The 14,640-nt window shown below is 63.5% G+C and carries 10 protein-coding genes; 2 read left to right on the forward strand and 8 right to left on the reverse strand.

The window, feature by feature from the left end; translation table 11 throughout:
- The first annotated feature begins 93 nt into the window (after positions 1 to 93).
- On the forward strand, positions 94 to 3,270 hold the full coding sequence (locus VUN84_10530) for a type I restriction endonuclease subunit R (protein XAS65825.1): 3,177 nt from the start codon (positions 94 to 96) through the stop codon (positions 3,268 to 3,270).
- 116 nt (positions 3,271 to 3,386) lie between these two features.
- The gene (locus VUN84_10535) at positions 3,387 to 5,024 is read left to right on the forward strand and encodes an ATP-binding protein (protein XAS62771.1); all 1,638 of its coding nucleotides are present in this window, start codon (positions 3,387 to 3,389) and stop codon (positions 5,022 to 5,024) included.
- 171 nt (positions 5,025 to 5,195) lie between these two features.
- Here the strand turns inward: VUN84_10535 and nrdF are convergent, their stop codons facing one another.
- The 8 genes from nrdF to VUN84_10575 form a co-directional block, all read right to left on the reverse strand.
- Complete coding sequence (gene nrdF / locus VUN84_10540; protein ID XAS62772.1) at positions 5,196 to 6,170, reverse strand: class 1b ribonucleoside-diphosphate reductase subunit beta; 975 nt, start codon at positions 6,168 to 6,170, stop codon at positions 5,196 to 5,198.
- A 91-nt stretch (positions 6,171 to 6,261) separates the two neighbouring features.
- Positions 6,262 to 8,382 carry a class 1b ribonucleoside-diphosphate reductase subunit alpha gene (gene nrdE, locus VUN84_10545; protein XAS65826.1) on the reverse strand — a complete coding sequence of 707 codons (2,121 nt, stop codon included), beginning with the start codon at positions 8,380 to 8,382 and terminating at the stop codon, positions 6,262 to 6,264.
- Between the two features lie 83 nt (positions 8,383 to 8,465).
- Entirely contained in the window at positions 8,466 to 8,990 is a 525-nt protein-coding gene (gene nrdI, locus VUN84_10550; protein XAS62773.1) for a class Ib ribonucleoside-diphosphate reductase assembly flavoprotein NrdI, read from the reverse strand.
- 30 nt (positions 8,991 to 9,020) lie between these two features.
- On the reverse strand, positions 9,021 to 9,266 hold the full coding sequence (gene nrdH / locus VUN84_10555) for a glutaredoxin-like protein NrdH (GenBank protein XAS62774.1): 246 nt from the start codon (positions 9,264 to 9,266) through the stop codon (positions 9,021 to 9,023).
- A 527-nt stretch (positions 9,267 to 9,793) separates the two neighbouring features.
- Complete coding sequence (locus tag VUN84_10560) at positions 9,794 to 11,050, reverse strand: cyclopropane-fatty-acyl-phospholipid synthase family protein (protein ID XAS62775.1); 1,257 nt, start codon at positions 11,048 to 11,050, stop codon at positions 9,794 to 9,796.
- A complete protein-coding gene (locus VUN84_10565; GenBank protein XAS62776.1) occupies positions 11,047 to 12,420 on the reverse strand; it encodes a cyclopropane-fatty-acyl-phospholipid synthase family protein in 1,374 nt (457 codons plus the stop codon). The genes VUN84_10560 and VUN84_10565 overlap by 4 nt, the downstream gene beginning before the upstream one ends.
- A complete protein-coding gene (locus VUN84_10570) occupies positions 12,417 to 13,145 on the reverse strand; it encodes a DUF1365 domain-containing protein (protein XAS62777.1) in 729 nt (242 codons plus the stop codon). The genes VUN84_10565 and VUN84_10570 overlap by 4 nt, the downstream gene beginning before the upstream one ends.
- Entirely contained in the window at positions 13,142 to 14,551 is a 1,410-nt protein-coding gene (locus tag VUN84_10575) for an FAD-dependent oxidoreductase (GenBank protein ID XAS62778.1), read from the reverse strand. Before VUN84_10575 ends, VUN84_10570 begins: the two co-directional genes overlap by 4 nt.
- Positions 14,552 to 14,640: the final 89 nt, after the last annotated feature.

Here is a 14,640-nt window from a genome sequence, read left to right on the forward strand (position 1 = left end):
ATGGCAGGGATCAACCGGCCGGTTGGATAGGCTGATCAATAAATCGACTTTGGGGGAACAACCGTGAGCACCGCACCCGTCAAGATACCGGCCATCGGCTTTTCCGAGGCTGACTGGGAAGGCGTCGCACTGGACCGGCTGGCCGAGCCGCTCGGCTGGCAGCCCAAAGCCGGCCAGGACATCGCGCCCGGCACGGACCAGCGCCATTCCTGGGACGAGCTGCTCATCCGGCCGCGCCTGCTCGCTGCCCTGCAGCGGTTCAACCCGGCAGTCCCGGTGCAGTACCTCCAGCAGGCACTCGCGGAGATCGCCTCACCTAAATCCAACGACGCCCTCGCCGAAAGCCACCGCATCCACGGCTACCTGGTGGACGGCTTCCGGCTCAGCTATATCGACTCCGACGGCACTGAGGCCAACCCCACCATCCGGCTGCTCAGCACCGACCCGGACGAGAACGACTGGCTCGCCGTCAACCAGGTCACCCTTCTCCAGGGCGACTACAAACGCCGCTTCGACCTCGTGCTCTACTGCAACGGAATGCCCGTCAGCATCATCGAGCTGAAAAAAGCCGGCAGCGCCTCCGCCGACGTCGCCTCCGCGCACGCCCAGCTGCAGACCTACCTCCGCGAATTCCCCATGGCGTTCCGCTTCTGTGTCTTCACCCTCGCCTCCGACGGCATCGAGGCCAAGTACGGGACGCCGTTCACGCCCCTGAACCATTTCTCCCCCTGGAACGTGGACGACGACGGCGTGCCCGTGGCGCCCGGTTACATGGAAGACGGCGAGGCCGTCACCGCCCTGGAAACCGCCCTGCACGGGCTGTACAACCAGACCCGCTTCCTGCAGGTGCTGCAGAGTTTCACGGCGTTTGACGGCGGCCCGGAGGGACTGACCAAGCGGATCGCCAAGCCGCACCAGTACTTCGCCGTGACCAAGGCCGTGGGCAGCACCGTCCAGGCCGTGGAGAGCAACGGCAAGGCCGGCGTCGTCTGGCACACTCAGGGCTCGGGCAAGTCGATGGAGATGGAGCTCTACACCAACTTGGTGGCCCGGCACCCCCGGCTGAAGAACCCCACCGTCGTCGTCATCACGGACCGCAACGAACTCGACGGGCAGCTGTTCGAGGGTTTCGCCCGCAGCCTGCTGCTGGCCGAATCCCCCAAGCAGATCAAGAAGCGCTCCGAGCTGCGCGAGGAACTCTCCAACCGCACCACCGGTGGGATCTACTTCACCACACTGCAGAAGTTCGGCCGCAGCAAGGCCGAGAAGGACGCCGGCACCGACCACCCGCTGCTGTCCGACCGGCGGAACATCATCGTGGTGGTGGACGAGGCGCACCGTTCCCATTACGACGACCTCGACGGCTACGCCCGGCACCTGCGCGATGCCCTCCCGCACGCCACGCTGATCGCCTTCACCGGCACCCCGATCTCGTTCGACGACCGCAACACCCAGGACGTCTTCGGCGACTACATCGACGTCTACGACCTCTCCCGCGCCGTGGAGGACGGCGCCACCGTGCCGGTCTACTTCGAGCCGCGGCTGATCAAGGTGGGCTTGGCCTCCGAGGTCACCGAGGAAATCCTGGACCGGGCCGCCGATGAGGCGACCTTGGGCCTGGACGACACCGAGCGGGCGCGGATCGAGGCGAGCGTCGCCGTCGTGAACGCCGTCTATGGTGCGCCGCAGCGGATCGCGGCGCTGGCCGCAGATCTGGTGGCGCACTGGGAGAACCGCAGCGCCCGGATGCACAAGTTCATCGAGGCGCCGGGCAAGGCCATGATCGTCGGCGGCACGCGGGAAATCTGCGCGAAGCTGTACACGGCGATCGTGGAACTGCGGCCGGACTGGCACTCCGACGACCTGGGCAAGGGCAGGATCAAGGTGGTCTACTCGGGGAACGCAACCGATGTTCCCCCGGTCTCCGACCATGTGCGCCGCGATTCCGCGAATGCGCTGATCAAGGAACGCCTCAAGGACGTGGACGACGAGCTGGAGCTGGTGATCGTCAAGGACATGATGCTCACCGGCTACGACTCCCCGCCCCTGCACACCCTGTACCTGGACCGGCCGCTGAAGGGCGCGCTGCTCATGCAGACCCTGGCCCGGGTGAACCGCACCTTCCGCGGCAAGGAGGACGGGCTGCTGGTGGCGTACGCCCCACTGGCGGAGAACTTGGCGAAGGCGCTGAGCGAGTACACGAAGGACGACCGGGCGAACAAGCCGGTGGGGAAGAACATTGATGAGGCGGTCGCACTGGTCCGTGACCGAGTGCAGGCTTGCCGTGTCTTGCTGGCTGGCTACGACTGGAAGGCCGTCTGGCACAAGGGCGGACCGAGGGCCTTCCTCAATGCGACTTGGGGCTCGGTGAACTACCTTCGAGATGTTCACACTCCCGGAAATTCACCCGCAGACGGCGAAGAAACGCTGTCTGCACGCTATCGCAGCACTTCCGGTCAGCTTGCACGGGCATGGGCGCTTTGTTCGGGCAAGGCCGATCTCGAACCACTCCGTCCGGAAATTGCCGTCTATGAAGAGATTCGCGTGTGGATGGCCAAGATGGATGCGCAGGAGCGGCAGGCAAACGGCCAGCCGGTCCCCGCACAAATTCAGCGGCTTCTTGGAGAGTTGATCGCTGGCGCGACCGCTTCGGGCGAGGTGCTGGACATCTATGAGGCCGCCGGCATGCCAAAGCCCTCTCTGGATGATCTGACGCCGGAGTTCATTGCCAAGACCCAGCAGGCGCGGAACCCGCAGCTGGCCATCGAGGCACTGCGGAAGCTCATCGCTGACGAGACCGTTACGGCCACACGGAACAACGTGATCCGGCAGCGGGCATTCTCCGAACGCATTACCGAGCTGATGAAGAAGTACACCAACCAGCAGCTGACCTCGGCCGAGGTCATCGCCGAGCTGGTGGAGCTGGCGCGGGAGGTGGCGTTGGAGAGTAACCGGGGTTCCCGTTTTACTCCCCCGCTGAACTCCGACGAGCTCGCCTTCTACGACGCTGTGGCTTCAAATGAATCGGCCGTGGAGGTCCAGGGAGAAGGCATCCTGGCGGACATCGCCCGGGAGCTGGTGGCCGTGATGCGCCGCGATGTCCGTACCGACTGGACGGTCCGCGACGACGTTCGGGCCAAGCTCCGCTCCTCGATCAAACGGCTCCTGGTCCGCTTCGGATACCCGCCGGACAATCAGCCCCAAGCCATCAAGCTGGTCATGGAGCAGATGGAGTCCATGGCGCCAAGGTTTGCTGAGGCACGGGGCTAAATTGCCAACCCTCCAGAATTTGTCCTACTCAATAGGAGATTAATTTGCAATTGTCACATGTCAAAATATCAAGATACCGAAGCATCTCTCGTGATGCTGCATTTAAAATCGAAAACATGACTGTTTTAGTCGGCCCCAACAATCAGGGAAAGTCGAATCTCCTGCATGGCATCAGCCTGGGCATGAAAGTCATCGATCAACTCGCCAATGGTGTGAATCCACCCAAGACGAGCCCTCGTCGCAGTCCGGTACCATTCTTCTATCCGCGGAGAGCGGAGCTTGTAAATGACTTCGATTGGGAACGCGATTATCCTCTCAACCTCACAACGCGAAGCTACACATCCATTCGCTTCGAATTTAGGCTTGACGCAAAGGAGGTAACTGATTTCCAGCGCATCATCGGTTCACGCGTTAACGGGACACTTCCGATCGAGATAAAGTTTTACCCCAATAAACCTCCATCTTTATCCATACCTAAGCCCGGCAAGGGAAGCAAGAGTTATGCAGCGAAGTCGCCCGAAATAGCCGACTTTATAAAAAAGCGCATAAAGTTCATTTTCGTTCCTGCAGTTCGCACTGTCGATCAAGCTATGCAAGTGATCAACCAACTAGCGTCGGAACGCATGAGCTCCCTTGAGGCGGATCTTGAATATCAGAGTTTACTGCGAAAAATTGAAGATAAGCGGAGTGACCATTTTCGAGCAATTGAATCTAGTGTCTCTACCCGACTTGGCAGTTACCTGCCGGGATTCGACGCGATAGAAATCGTAGGCGAACCGGTTAGTGATTTTGCCGCCGTACGCGACATCCTCATCGATGATGGAGCACGAACATCCCTTCTGCAGAAGGGTGACGGTGTGAAGAGCATAGTTTCGCTGGCGCTTATGCACGACGTCGCAGAACACGCCAACAAGGATCGGCAGGTGATTCTGGCTGTCGAGGAGCCTGAGGCGCACCTGCATTCCGATGCAATTCACGAGATCCGAAAGGTGCTAGCTCAAGTAGCGTCAAAGCAGCAAGTGATTCTCACCACTCACAGCCCACTGCTCCTTAATCGCTCTCATGTAGCAAGCAACATCCTTGTCCAAGGGAATCGTGCGCGCCCCACAAAGAGGCTGGAGGAGTTGCGCGACTGCCTCGGAGTTCGGCCTGGGGATAATCTGTCGTCTGCGACTGTAAGCATCTTGGTCGAGGGGCAAACCGATGAGCGGTTTCTCCGGAAGATCCTCTCGGAAAAGTCATCTCGCATTGAGGGAGCCTTAGTTGACGGCTCCATCAAGATCCGGCCTTCGGGTGGTGGCAGTGGATTAACGGCTGCCGCAAAACATTTGCTCATAGAGCCCACGACAATGTTTGCGTTGATCGACAATGACAACGACGGTAAAAACACCCTCAAGAAGTTGGGTGACGACACGTTGGTGCCCGTGGAGAACGTCTTCCTGGTTTCGCCGGGCGGACTCTTCAATAAAGAGCTTGAAGATTTTTATTCCGAGGAACTTCATCGCAAAGTTCTAAACCAAATGTTTGCCGCGGACGTCTCATCGTTTGAACCGTGGGACGATGAAAAGAAATGGAGTAATCAGGTCAAACCGTTTCTAAGGACGATCGGAAAGCCTGACGATACGTACACGGTCGATACTGTCAAGATTCGTCTTGTGGAAGAAATAGAACGAGTCGGGACCCAGGGACTGAATCCGAAGGCTGATCCAATTCTCGATAGCTTAGTGGCCCGGCTCGAAAAAGTCGTGATTTAGGCGCCCACAGATAGTCAGAGATGCGAGGTCATTTTGGTTTTAAGTCTTCGCTACAACACTGCGCGGGCGCATCCAGCAAGCTCGCTCGCTAAGTAGCGAACGAAGAACAGAACGGCCCCGCACATAATTGCTGTACGGGGCCGCTCCGGACCTTTCGATTCACAAGAATAACTAGAAGTCCCAGTCGTCATCCTCAGTATTAACAGCCTTGCCGATCACATAGCTCGAGCCCGACCCGGAGAAGAAGTCGTGGTTCTCGTCCGCGTTCGGCGACAGGGCCGACAGGATGGCCGGGTTCACGTCGGTGACGGAGGCCGGGAACATGGCCTCGTAGCCCAGGTTCATCAGCGCCTTGTTGGCGTTGTAGTGCAGGAACTTTTTGACGTCCTCGGCCAGGCCCACGGAGTCGTAGAGGTCGTGCGTGTACTGGACTTCGTTCTCGTACAGCTCGAAGAGCAGTTCGAAGGTGTAGTCCTTGATTTCCTGCTTGCGCTCCTCGGACAGGCCCTCCAGGCCCTTCTGGAACTTGTAGCCGATGTAATAGCCGTGCACGGCCTCATCGCGGATGATCAGGCGGATCAGGTCGGCCGTGTTTGTCAGCTTGGCCCGCGAGGACCAGTACATCGGCAGGTAGAAGCCCGAGTAGAACAGGAAGCTCTCCAGCAGCGTGGAGGCCACCTTGCGCTTCAGCGGATCGTCGCCCTGGTAGTAGTCCATGACGATCTGCGCCTTCTTCTGCAGGTTCGCATTCTCGGTGGACCAGCGGAACGCCTCGTCGATCTCCTTGGTGGAGGCCAGCGTGGAAAAGATGGAGGAGTAGCTCTTGGCGTGCACGGACTCCATGAAGGCGATGTTCGTGTAGACGGCCTCCTCATGCGGGGTGATCGCATCAGGAATGAGCGAGACGGCGCCGACGGTGCCCTGGATGGTGTCCAGCAGGGTCAGTCCGGTGAACACGCGCATGGTGAGCTGCTGCTCGTCCGGGGTCAGCGTCGCCCACGACTGCACGTCGTTGGACAGCGGGATCTTCTCCGGCAGCCAGAAGTTGTTGACCAGGCGGTTCCAGACATCCACGTCCTTGTCGTCCTGGATGCGGTTCCAGTTGATGGCCTCAACGTGGCTAAGCAGCTTGACCTTCTCGGTCATGTCATCCCCTAAAAGTTGGGTTGTTCTGTGAAGTTAAGCGTACGAAGGCGGGCGGGCACCCGCCGTCGTACTGTCAAGATTTAGTTGAAGATTAAAGCATGCAGCTGACGCAGCCGTCCACCTCAGTCCCTTCCAGCGCGAGCTGGCGGAGACGGATGTAGTAGATGGTCTTGATGCCCTTCTTCCAGGCATAAATCTGGGCCCGGTTGATGTCGCGCGTGGTGGCTGTGTCCTTGAAGAACAGCGTCAGGGACAGGCCCTGGTCCACGTGCTGCGTGGCAGCGGCGTAGGTGTCGATGACCTTCTCGTAGCCGATCTCGTACGCGTCCTGGTAGTACTCCAGGTTGTCGTTCGTCAGGTACGGCGCCGGGTAGTACACGCGGCCCAGCTTGCCTTCCTTGCGGATCTCGATCTTGGACGCCACCGGGTGGATCGAGGAGGTGGAGTTGTTGATGTAGCTGATCGAGCCGGTGGGCGGAACGGCCTGCAGGTTCTGGTTGTAGATGCCGTGCTCCATGACGGAAGCCTTCAGTTCGCGCCAGTCATCCTGGGTGGGGATGTGGATGTTCTGGAACAGCTCAGCCACCTTGGCGGTCTGCGGGACCCATTCCTGGTTGGTGTACTTGTCGAAGAACTCACCTGTTGCGTACTTTGACTTCTCGAAGCCGCCGAACGTCTGGCCGGTCTGGATGGCCAGCAGGTTGGAGGCGCGGACCGCGTGGAACACCACCGAGTAGAAGTAGATGTTGGTGAAGTCGATGCCCTCTTCGGACCCGTAGTGGACCCGCTCGCGGGCCAGGTAGCCGTGCAGGTTCATCTGGCCCAGGCCAATTGCGTGGGACTGGTCGTTGCCGCGGGCGATCGAGGGCACCGAGGTGATGTTGGACATGTCCGAGACGGCCGAGAGGGACCGGATGGCCGTCTCGATGGTCAGGCCGAAGTCCGGGGAGTCCATGGCCTTCGCGATGTTCAGCGAACCCAGGTTGCAGGAAATGTCCTTGCCGGTGGTCTCGTAGGACAGGTCATCGTTGTACGTGGTGGGCTGGGAGACCTGGAGGATCTCGGAGCACAGGTTGGACATGATGATCTTGCCGTCGATCGGGTTTTCCCGGTTCACGGTGTCCTCGAACATGATGTACGGGTAACCGGATTCGAACTGGATCTCCGCGAGGGTCTGGAAGAACTCACGCGCCTTGATCTTGGTCTTCTTGATCCGGGAATCGTCCACCATCTCGTAGTACTTCTCGGTGACCGAGACGTCGGAGAACGGCATGCCGTAGACCTTCTCGACGTCGTACGGCGAGAACAGGTACATGTCCTCGTCCTTCTTGGCCAGCTCGAAGGTGATGTCCGGGATCACGACGCCGAGGGAGAGGGTCTTGATCCGGATCTTCTCGTCCGCGTTCTCGCGCTTGGTGTCCAGGAAGCGGTAGATGTCCGGGTGGTGCGCGTGCAGGTACACAGCACCCGCACCCTGGCGGGCACCGAGCTGGTTGGCGTAGGAGAAGCTGTCCTCGAGGAGCTTCATCACGGGGATGACGCCGGAGGACTGGTTCTCGATCTGCTTGATCGGCGCGCCGACCTCGCGGATGTTGGTCAGCGCGAACGCCACGCCGCCGCCGCGCTTGGACAGCTGCAGCGCGGAGTTGATGGACCGGCCGATCGACTCCATGTTGTCTTCGATGCGGAGCAGGAAGCAGGAGACCAGCTCGCCGCGCTGGCGCTTGCCGGCGTTCAGGAACGTGGGGGTGGCCGGCTGGAAGCGGCCCTCGATGATCTCGTCGACCATCTGCAGGGCCAGCTGCTCATCGCCGCGGGCCAGGTGCAGGGCCACCATGCAGACGCGGTCCTCGTAGCGCTCCAGGAAGCGCTTTCCGTCGAACGTCTTGAGCGTGTAGGAGGTGTAGAACTTGAACGCGCCGAGGAAGGTCTCGAAGCGGAACTTCTTCTTGTAGGCGCGGTTGTAGAGCTCCCGGATGAAGTTCATCGTGTACTGGTCGAGGGTTTCGCGCTCGTAGTACTCGTTCTTGACGAGGTAGTCGAGTTTTTCCTCGAGGTCGTGGAAGAACACGGTGTTGTTGTTCACGTGCTGCAGGAAGTACTGGTGCGCGGCCTCGCGGTCGGCCTCGAACTGGATCTCCCCGTTCGGGCCGTACAGGTTCAGCATGGCGTTGAGCTCGTGGTAGCCCAGGCCCTGGAAGGCGGCCGGCATGACCGGCTTCTCCCCCGGGACGGTGTGCTTCTCGACGGCGGTGTTGCCGGCCTTCCCGGCGGCGGCGTGTGCGGCCGATCCGGTTACTTCTGTGTCTGCGACAGTCGTGTCCAAAATTCTTCCAATCCTTGTTGTACCCGGCGGACGTCTTCCGGCGTCCCCATGAGTTCAAATCGATAGAGGTGCGGGACCTGGCATTTCGCGGCGATGATGTCGCCGGCCATGCAGTAGTTGTCCCCAAAGTTCGTGTTGCCCGCCCCGATTACCCCACGGAGCTGCCGGCGGTTGCGCGGATCGTTCAGGAAGCGGATGACCTGCTTCGGAACGGACCCGTCTCCCCCGGTGCCGCCATAGGTGGGAAGCACCAGCACGTAAGGTTCGGTGGCCACGAGCCCCGGCTCCCTCGCATGGAGGGGAATCCTGGCGGCGTCGATGCCCAGCTTCCGGACGAAGCGTGCGGTGTTTTCGGAGGTGGAGGAGAAATAAACGAGGCGGCTGGCGGTGACGTGGCCTGTCGCTGTGTCCCGGCTGGCCGGCTCCGGGGCGCCTGGGTCCCGGGAGCCGGCCGCCAGCGGCACATCGGCGGTTGCCAAGGCCATGGGAGTCACCTCATCTGACGTGTTGTCCTGCGAAGCGGTTCAGGCGACGGCGGCTGAGTACGCCTGCGCCAGTTCCGCGATCTTGTCGGGGCGGAATCCGGACCAGTGGTCCTGGTCCGTGACGACAACCGGAGCCTGCATGTAGCCGAGGGCCTTCAGGCGCTCGAGGGCATCCGCATCCTGCGAGATGTCGACGCTCTGGTAGGTGATGCCCTTCTTGTCCAGCGCGCGGTATGTTGCGTTGCACTGAACACAGGCCGGCTTCGTGTAAACCGTAACGGTCATGGTCCCTGTCCCCTTTGTTGAAGTCTTTGGTACTGCGTGTTGTCCGCTGCGGGCTGTCTGTTGCGTCCGCGCTGGGTCTGGTGTGTGTCTCTGGTGCCAGCAGTCCGGGCGGGCCGGTCCGGACCGGAAAACTGGTCCGTTACTGGCCGTGCCGGGAGCCTTGCTGCTCCACTGAAACTGTATCTCGATACTACATGTTGTGCAGGACCCCGATGTGGACCCCTAGATGATGTATTACAAGTATGTCATTTAATGCACCGGCAGTCCACAGGCGGGGTGCCGCAAAAAGTCCGTATTTCCGCCCTTTTGCAGGACGAAATCCACAGGCTGTGGGGAACCTTTGCACAATTAACTCCCCTGCGTGTCGGGCCGAAGACGGCGTGTCGGCCCGCCACGGGATCGTGGTCCGGCGTGCCGTTAAGCACTGGGTGGGGTGTCCGGAAACACGCCGGAGGCGGGCACCCGCCGGGTGCCCGCCTCCGTGGACAAAAGTCCGCTTCGTGAACGGAAGTGACCTGACGCCAGGTCTAGTAACCCGTCTCCGGCCGGCTGCAAAGGATCTGCTCCACGCCCATCCGGCGTTCGGCGAAGCTGCGCAGTGCCCCCACCAGGTAGAGCCGCCACACACGGGCGATCTCCTCGCCCATCATGGCGACGGCGGCGTCGTGGTTCTCCTCGAACGTCGCGTACCAGGCTTCCAGGGTCCGCACGTAGTCCCGGCGCATGCCCTGCACGCCCTCGATCTCCAGGCCCGCGTCCTCCAGGAAACCCAGGGTCTCCCCGACCGGGCGCATATGCATGTCCGGGGCGATGAAGGACTCGATGAAAGGTCCGCCACCGGGGTGCTTGCCGTGCCGGGACATCTGCTGGACCAGGACCTTGCCGCCGGGGGTGACGTTGTTGAACAGTGCGGCGGCGTACACGGGGTAGTTCCGCTGGCCCACGTGTTCGCCCATCTCCAGGGACGCGACGGCGTCGAACGGGCCGTCCGGGATCTCCCGGTAGTCCTGGATGCGGATGTCCACCCGGCCTTCCAGGCCGCGTTCGCGGATGCGGGCGTCGATAAACGCCTTCTGCTCGATGGACAGCGTGACGCCGACGACGTCGACGCCGTAATGCTCGGCGGCGTGCAGGCTCAGCGATCCCCAGCCGCAGCCGATGTCCAGCAGCCGCATGCCGGGCTTGAGCCCGATTTTGCGGCAGACCAGGTCGAGTTTGTCCCGCTGCGCGTCCTCCAGGCCGTACCCCGGGGCGGAGCTGCCGTTCTCGATCCGGTCCGTCCAGTACCCGCTGGAGTAGGCCATCTGCGGGTCCAGGATCAGCGCGTAGAAATCGTTGCTGAGATCGTAGTGGTGGCTGATGGCGGCGCGGTCGCGCAGGAGGCTGTGCAGCCGTCCCTTGACCCGGGCCTGGCTGGCGGGCGGCGCGGGCGGCGCGCCGAGAGCCCCGGCGGCCCGGGCAATCTTAGCGACGCCGGCCAGCACCGCCGGGGTGGGCCGGATTCCGGTGAGGCCGCGGTCCCGCACCACTTTCCAGAGGTGTTCCAGCGCGGAATTGAGGTCACCGTCGACATCGAGCTCTCCCGTGACGTAGGCCTGGGCGGCGCCCAGTTCCCCCGGCGCCCAGAGCAGCCGCCGGATGGCGTCCGGTGAGTTCAGCCGGACCACGGGGGCGCCGGCCGGGCCGGCTTCGCTGCCATCCCAGGCGATGATCCGGACGGGGAGGTCCCCGCCGGCCAGCGGCCGCAGGACCCCTTCGATGAGTTCCGCGATCGGGGCCGTCATTGGGCGGATCCGTTGCGGGTTTCGCCGGCGGTCCGGCGGTCCAGCACGATCTGCTGCACGTCCAGGTAGCCGGTCTCGAAGCCTGCCCGGGAGTAGCAGAGGTAGAAGAGCCACATCCGCTGGAAGATCTCATCGAAGCCCAAGGCGCGGACGTCGGCGGTGCGGGCCATGAAGCGTTCCTCCCAGAGCCGCAAGGACTGGGCGTAGTGCTCCCCCATGGCGAGGCGTTCGCGCACCCGCAGCCCGGTCTGCTTTTCGGTGATGTCCTCGATGGCGCGGACCGAGGGGATAACGCCGCCCGGGAAAATGTATTTGTGCACCCAGGTGTAGCTGGTGCGGGTGGCCATGAGCCGGTCGTGGGCGATGGTGATGGCCTGGATGGCGACCTTTCCGCCGGGCGCGAGGACGCGCTCGATGGTCTGGAAGTACGTGGCCCAGTACTCGAAGCCGACGGCTTCGATCATCTCAACGGACACGACGGCGTCGTACTCACCTTCGACCGCGCGGTAGTCCTGGAGCTCGATGGTGACGGCGTCGGTGTACCCGGCGTCGGCGACGCGTTTGCGGGCCAGTTCCTGCTGTTCGCTGGAGAGCGTGACGGAGTAGACGGTAGCGCCGCGCTGGGCGGCCCGGAGGGCGAGTTCACCCCAGCCTGTGCCGATTTCCAGCACCCGGGTGCCTTGCCCGACGCCGGCTTTGTCCAGCAACCGGTCGATCTTGGCCTGCTGCGCGGCGGCGAACCCGTCCCAGGCGACGGTCTTCAGCGCGTCGCCGGATTCCGGGAAGAGCGCGCTGGAGTAGGTCATGGTGGCGTCAAGGAAGGTGCCGAAGAGCTCGTTGGAGAGGTCGTAGTGCCGTGAGATGTTGGAGCGGGTGTTCTGCTCGGTGTTGCGTTCCTTCCGCGGCTGGCGCGGCAGGTAGAAGGCACGCAGTTTCTGCAGCGGCTCCGGCACGAGGGTTCCGACGCGGGCGGCGAAGACCTCCATGACGGCGGTGAGGTTGTCAGCGTCCCAGTCGCCGGCCATGAAGGATTCGCCCAGGCCGATCAGGCCGCCGTCGCCGAGCCGGGCGGCAAAGTCCGCGGGACGGTTCATGGTCATGACGGGATAGGTGCGCCCCGGTGTGGCGGCCTGGCCCAGGACGGTACCGTCCGGGTAGCGGACTTCCAATGGAAGCCGGCGGACGGCAGCCTTGAAGATGGCCTCCGCGGCCCGTCCGGCCACCCGGGCCTTGAGGCTGGCGGGAACGGCGGCGATGCTGGGCCAAATGGCGGCATCTACCACCGCGGGCGGCTGCGGGACCGTGTAGGGGGCAGCTGCCTCGTTGGCCCGGCGCGCCGCGCCTGATCCGGTCGCTTCGGTCATTGTCACTGAACTGCCTCCTGTGAGGGGTGGTGTGGTCGTTTGATGATGGGCAGCCGGCGCGCCCACAGCTTGATGCCCTGCCAGCGGATCTGCGCCGCGGCCCGCAGGGGTGCCACCGGAACCGCGAGCGCCGCAGCGAGAATGTTCGGCACCGTGGCCTCGCGGCGTTTCCCGTCCATGCTCGCGAGGAAGGGCTGTTGCCCGTCGCGCTCGAGGACGATCGAGACGGCAAGCCGTTCGCCGGGTTCCGGGAGTTTCATCCGGTACTGGCCATCGACGTCGTTGAAGGGCGAGACGTAGAAGGCCTTGGGGACGCTGGCGCGGCCGGCGCCGTCCGTTTCGAGGAGGTAGCGGTGCCGTTCGCCGTAGGTGTTGTGCACCTCGGCGACCACGCAGCGCAGCTCCCCGGCGGCGTCGTGGCACCAGAACAGGCTGAGCGGATTGAAGACGTGCCCGAACACCCGGGCGCTGGCCAGCATGGTGATCCGGCCGCCGTCGGGCTCGATCCCCCGGCTGGCGAGGAACGCCTCCACGTTGCCGCGCAGGGTGCCGTCCGGATCGCCCAGGTGGTCCGCCACCCGGAATCCGGCGAGGGGACGGAGCAGGCGGGGCAGGGCAGGGAGCCGGTCGACGTCGACATACCAGCTGTAGCTGCGGTACGTGAACGCGTTCTTCAGCGGGCTGCGGCGCACATGGGCGATCGAGGTGCGGTAGATGGCGGCGGCGCTCATGCGCCCTCCGCGGCGGCGCTCTGCAGGTCAGGGTCGACGGCGACGGCCCGGTACTCCTCGTTCAGGGCGACGGCGGGGTCATTCCAGCCGCGTCCCAGCCGTTCAGCTGCCCGGACACCGGAGAGGGCGCCGTCCTCGTGGAAACCCCAGCCGTGGTAGGCACCGGCGAAGGCCAGCCGGTCATCGCCCAGGGCCAGGATCTTTTCCTGCGCGCGGAGCGAGTCCGGCGTGTACTGCGGGTGTTCGTAGACCATCCGGTCCAATACGGCGGTGTCCGCGATGAGCTCGGATTCGCCCAGGCTGACGATGTAGCGTCCGCCGTCCGCGGGGTCCAGCCGCTGCAGCCGGGTCATGTCGTAACTGACCAGGACCTTGTCGGGGCGGGCGTCGCAGGAGGGCAACCGGTAATTCCAGGAGGCCTTGGCGTTGTCGCTGGCGGGCAGCACGGCGGCGTCGCGGTGGAACACGGTGTGGTTGACCGAGTAGGGCATGCCGGCCAGGGCGGCCTGCTCCGCGTCCGAGGCTTCGGTGAGCATGGCCAGCGCCTGGGCCGGGTGGGTGGCGATCACGACGGCGTCGAACGCCTCGGTGCGGAAACCGCCGTCGGCGCTCCCATACGTCAGTTCCACGCCGTCCGCGTGGCGTCGCACTCCGGTGACCGGGCTGGCGAGGCGGATGTCCGGCAGCGTGGCGGCGAGCTTGTCCACGTAGCTGCGTGAGCCGCCGGTGACGGTGCGCCACTGCGGGGAACCGGAGACTCCGAGCAGCCCGTGATGGCCCAGGAAGGTGAAGAGGTACCGGGCCGGGTAGGCGAGCGCCGTGGTCGGGTCGCAGGACCAGACGGCGCTCACGATCGGGGTCATGAAGTGCGAGATGAAGTAGGTGCTGAACTTCTCCCGGGTGAGGAACTGGCCCAGGGTCAGCTCCGCCTCCCCTGTGCTTTCCCCGGCGGGGGGACCCCCGGCCAGCAAGGCGCGGGCCTTGCGGTAGAAGCGCATCACTTCCAGCAGCATCAGCAGGTAGCGTCCGCGCAGCAGGGTGGCCGGGCCGGGAAGGATGCCCCGGCCCTTGGCCCGGGCGCCGGCGTATTCCAGCCCGCAGCCGTCGCAGCGGACGGACATGGACATCTCTGAGTCCTGGGTTTCGATGCCCAGCTCGGCGAAGAGCCGCAGCAGCGTGGGGTAGGTCCGTTCGTTGTGGACGATGAAGCCGGTGTCGATCCGGAGATCCGGGCCGCCGGCCTGCGGGACATCGTGGGTGTGGGCATGGCCGCCCAGCCGGGAATCCGCTTCGAAGAGGGTAACGGTGTCCTGCCGGTTCAGCACGTACGCGGCGGTGAGTCCTGCCACCCCGCTGCCGATCACGGCTACTCGCCGGCCCTGCGGAATCCCTGCTGCGTCTGACACTGATCTGCTCCTGTTGACTGGTCCATCGATTGCCCCGGTGGTGACGGCGGAATCATCTTATGGACAATTCGTCGCCGGGCACCCAACGG

The sequence above is a fragment of the Micrococcaceae bacterium Sec5.8 genome, assembly GCA_039636775.1.
Taxonomy (GTDB): domain Bacteria; phylum Actinomycetota; class Actinomycetes; order Actinomycetales; family Micrococcaceae; genus Arthrobacter.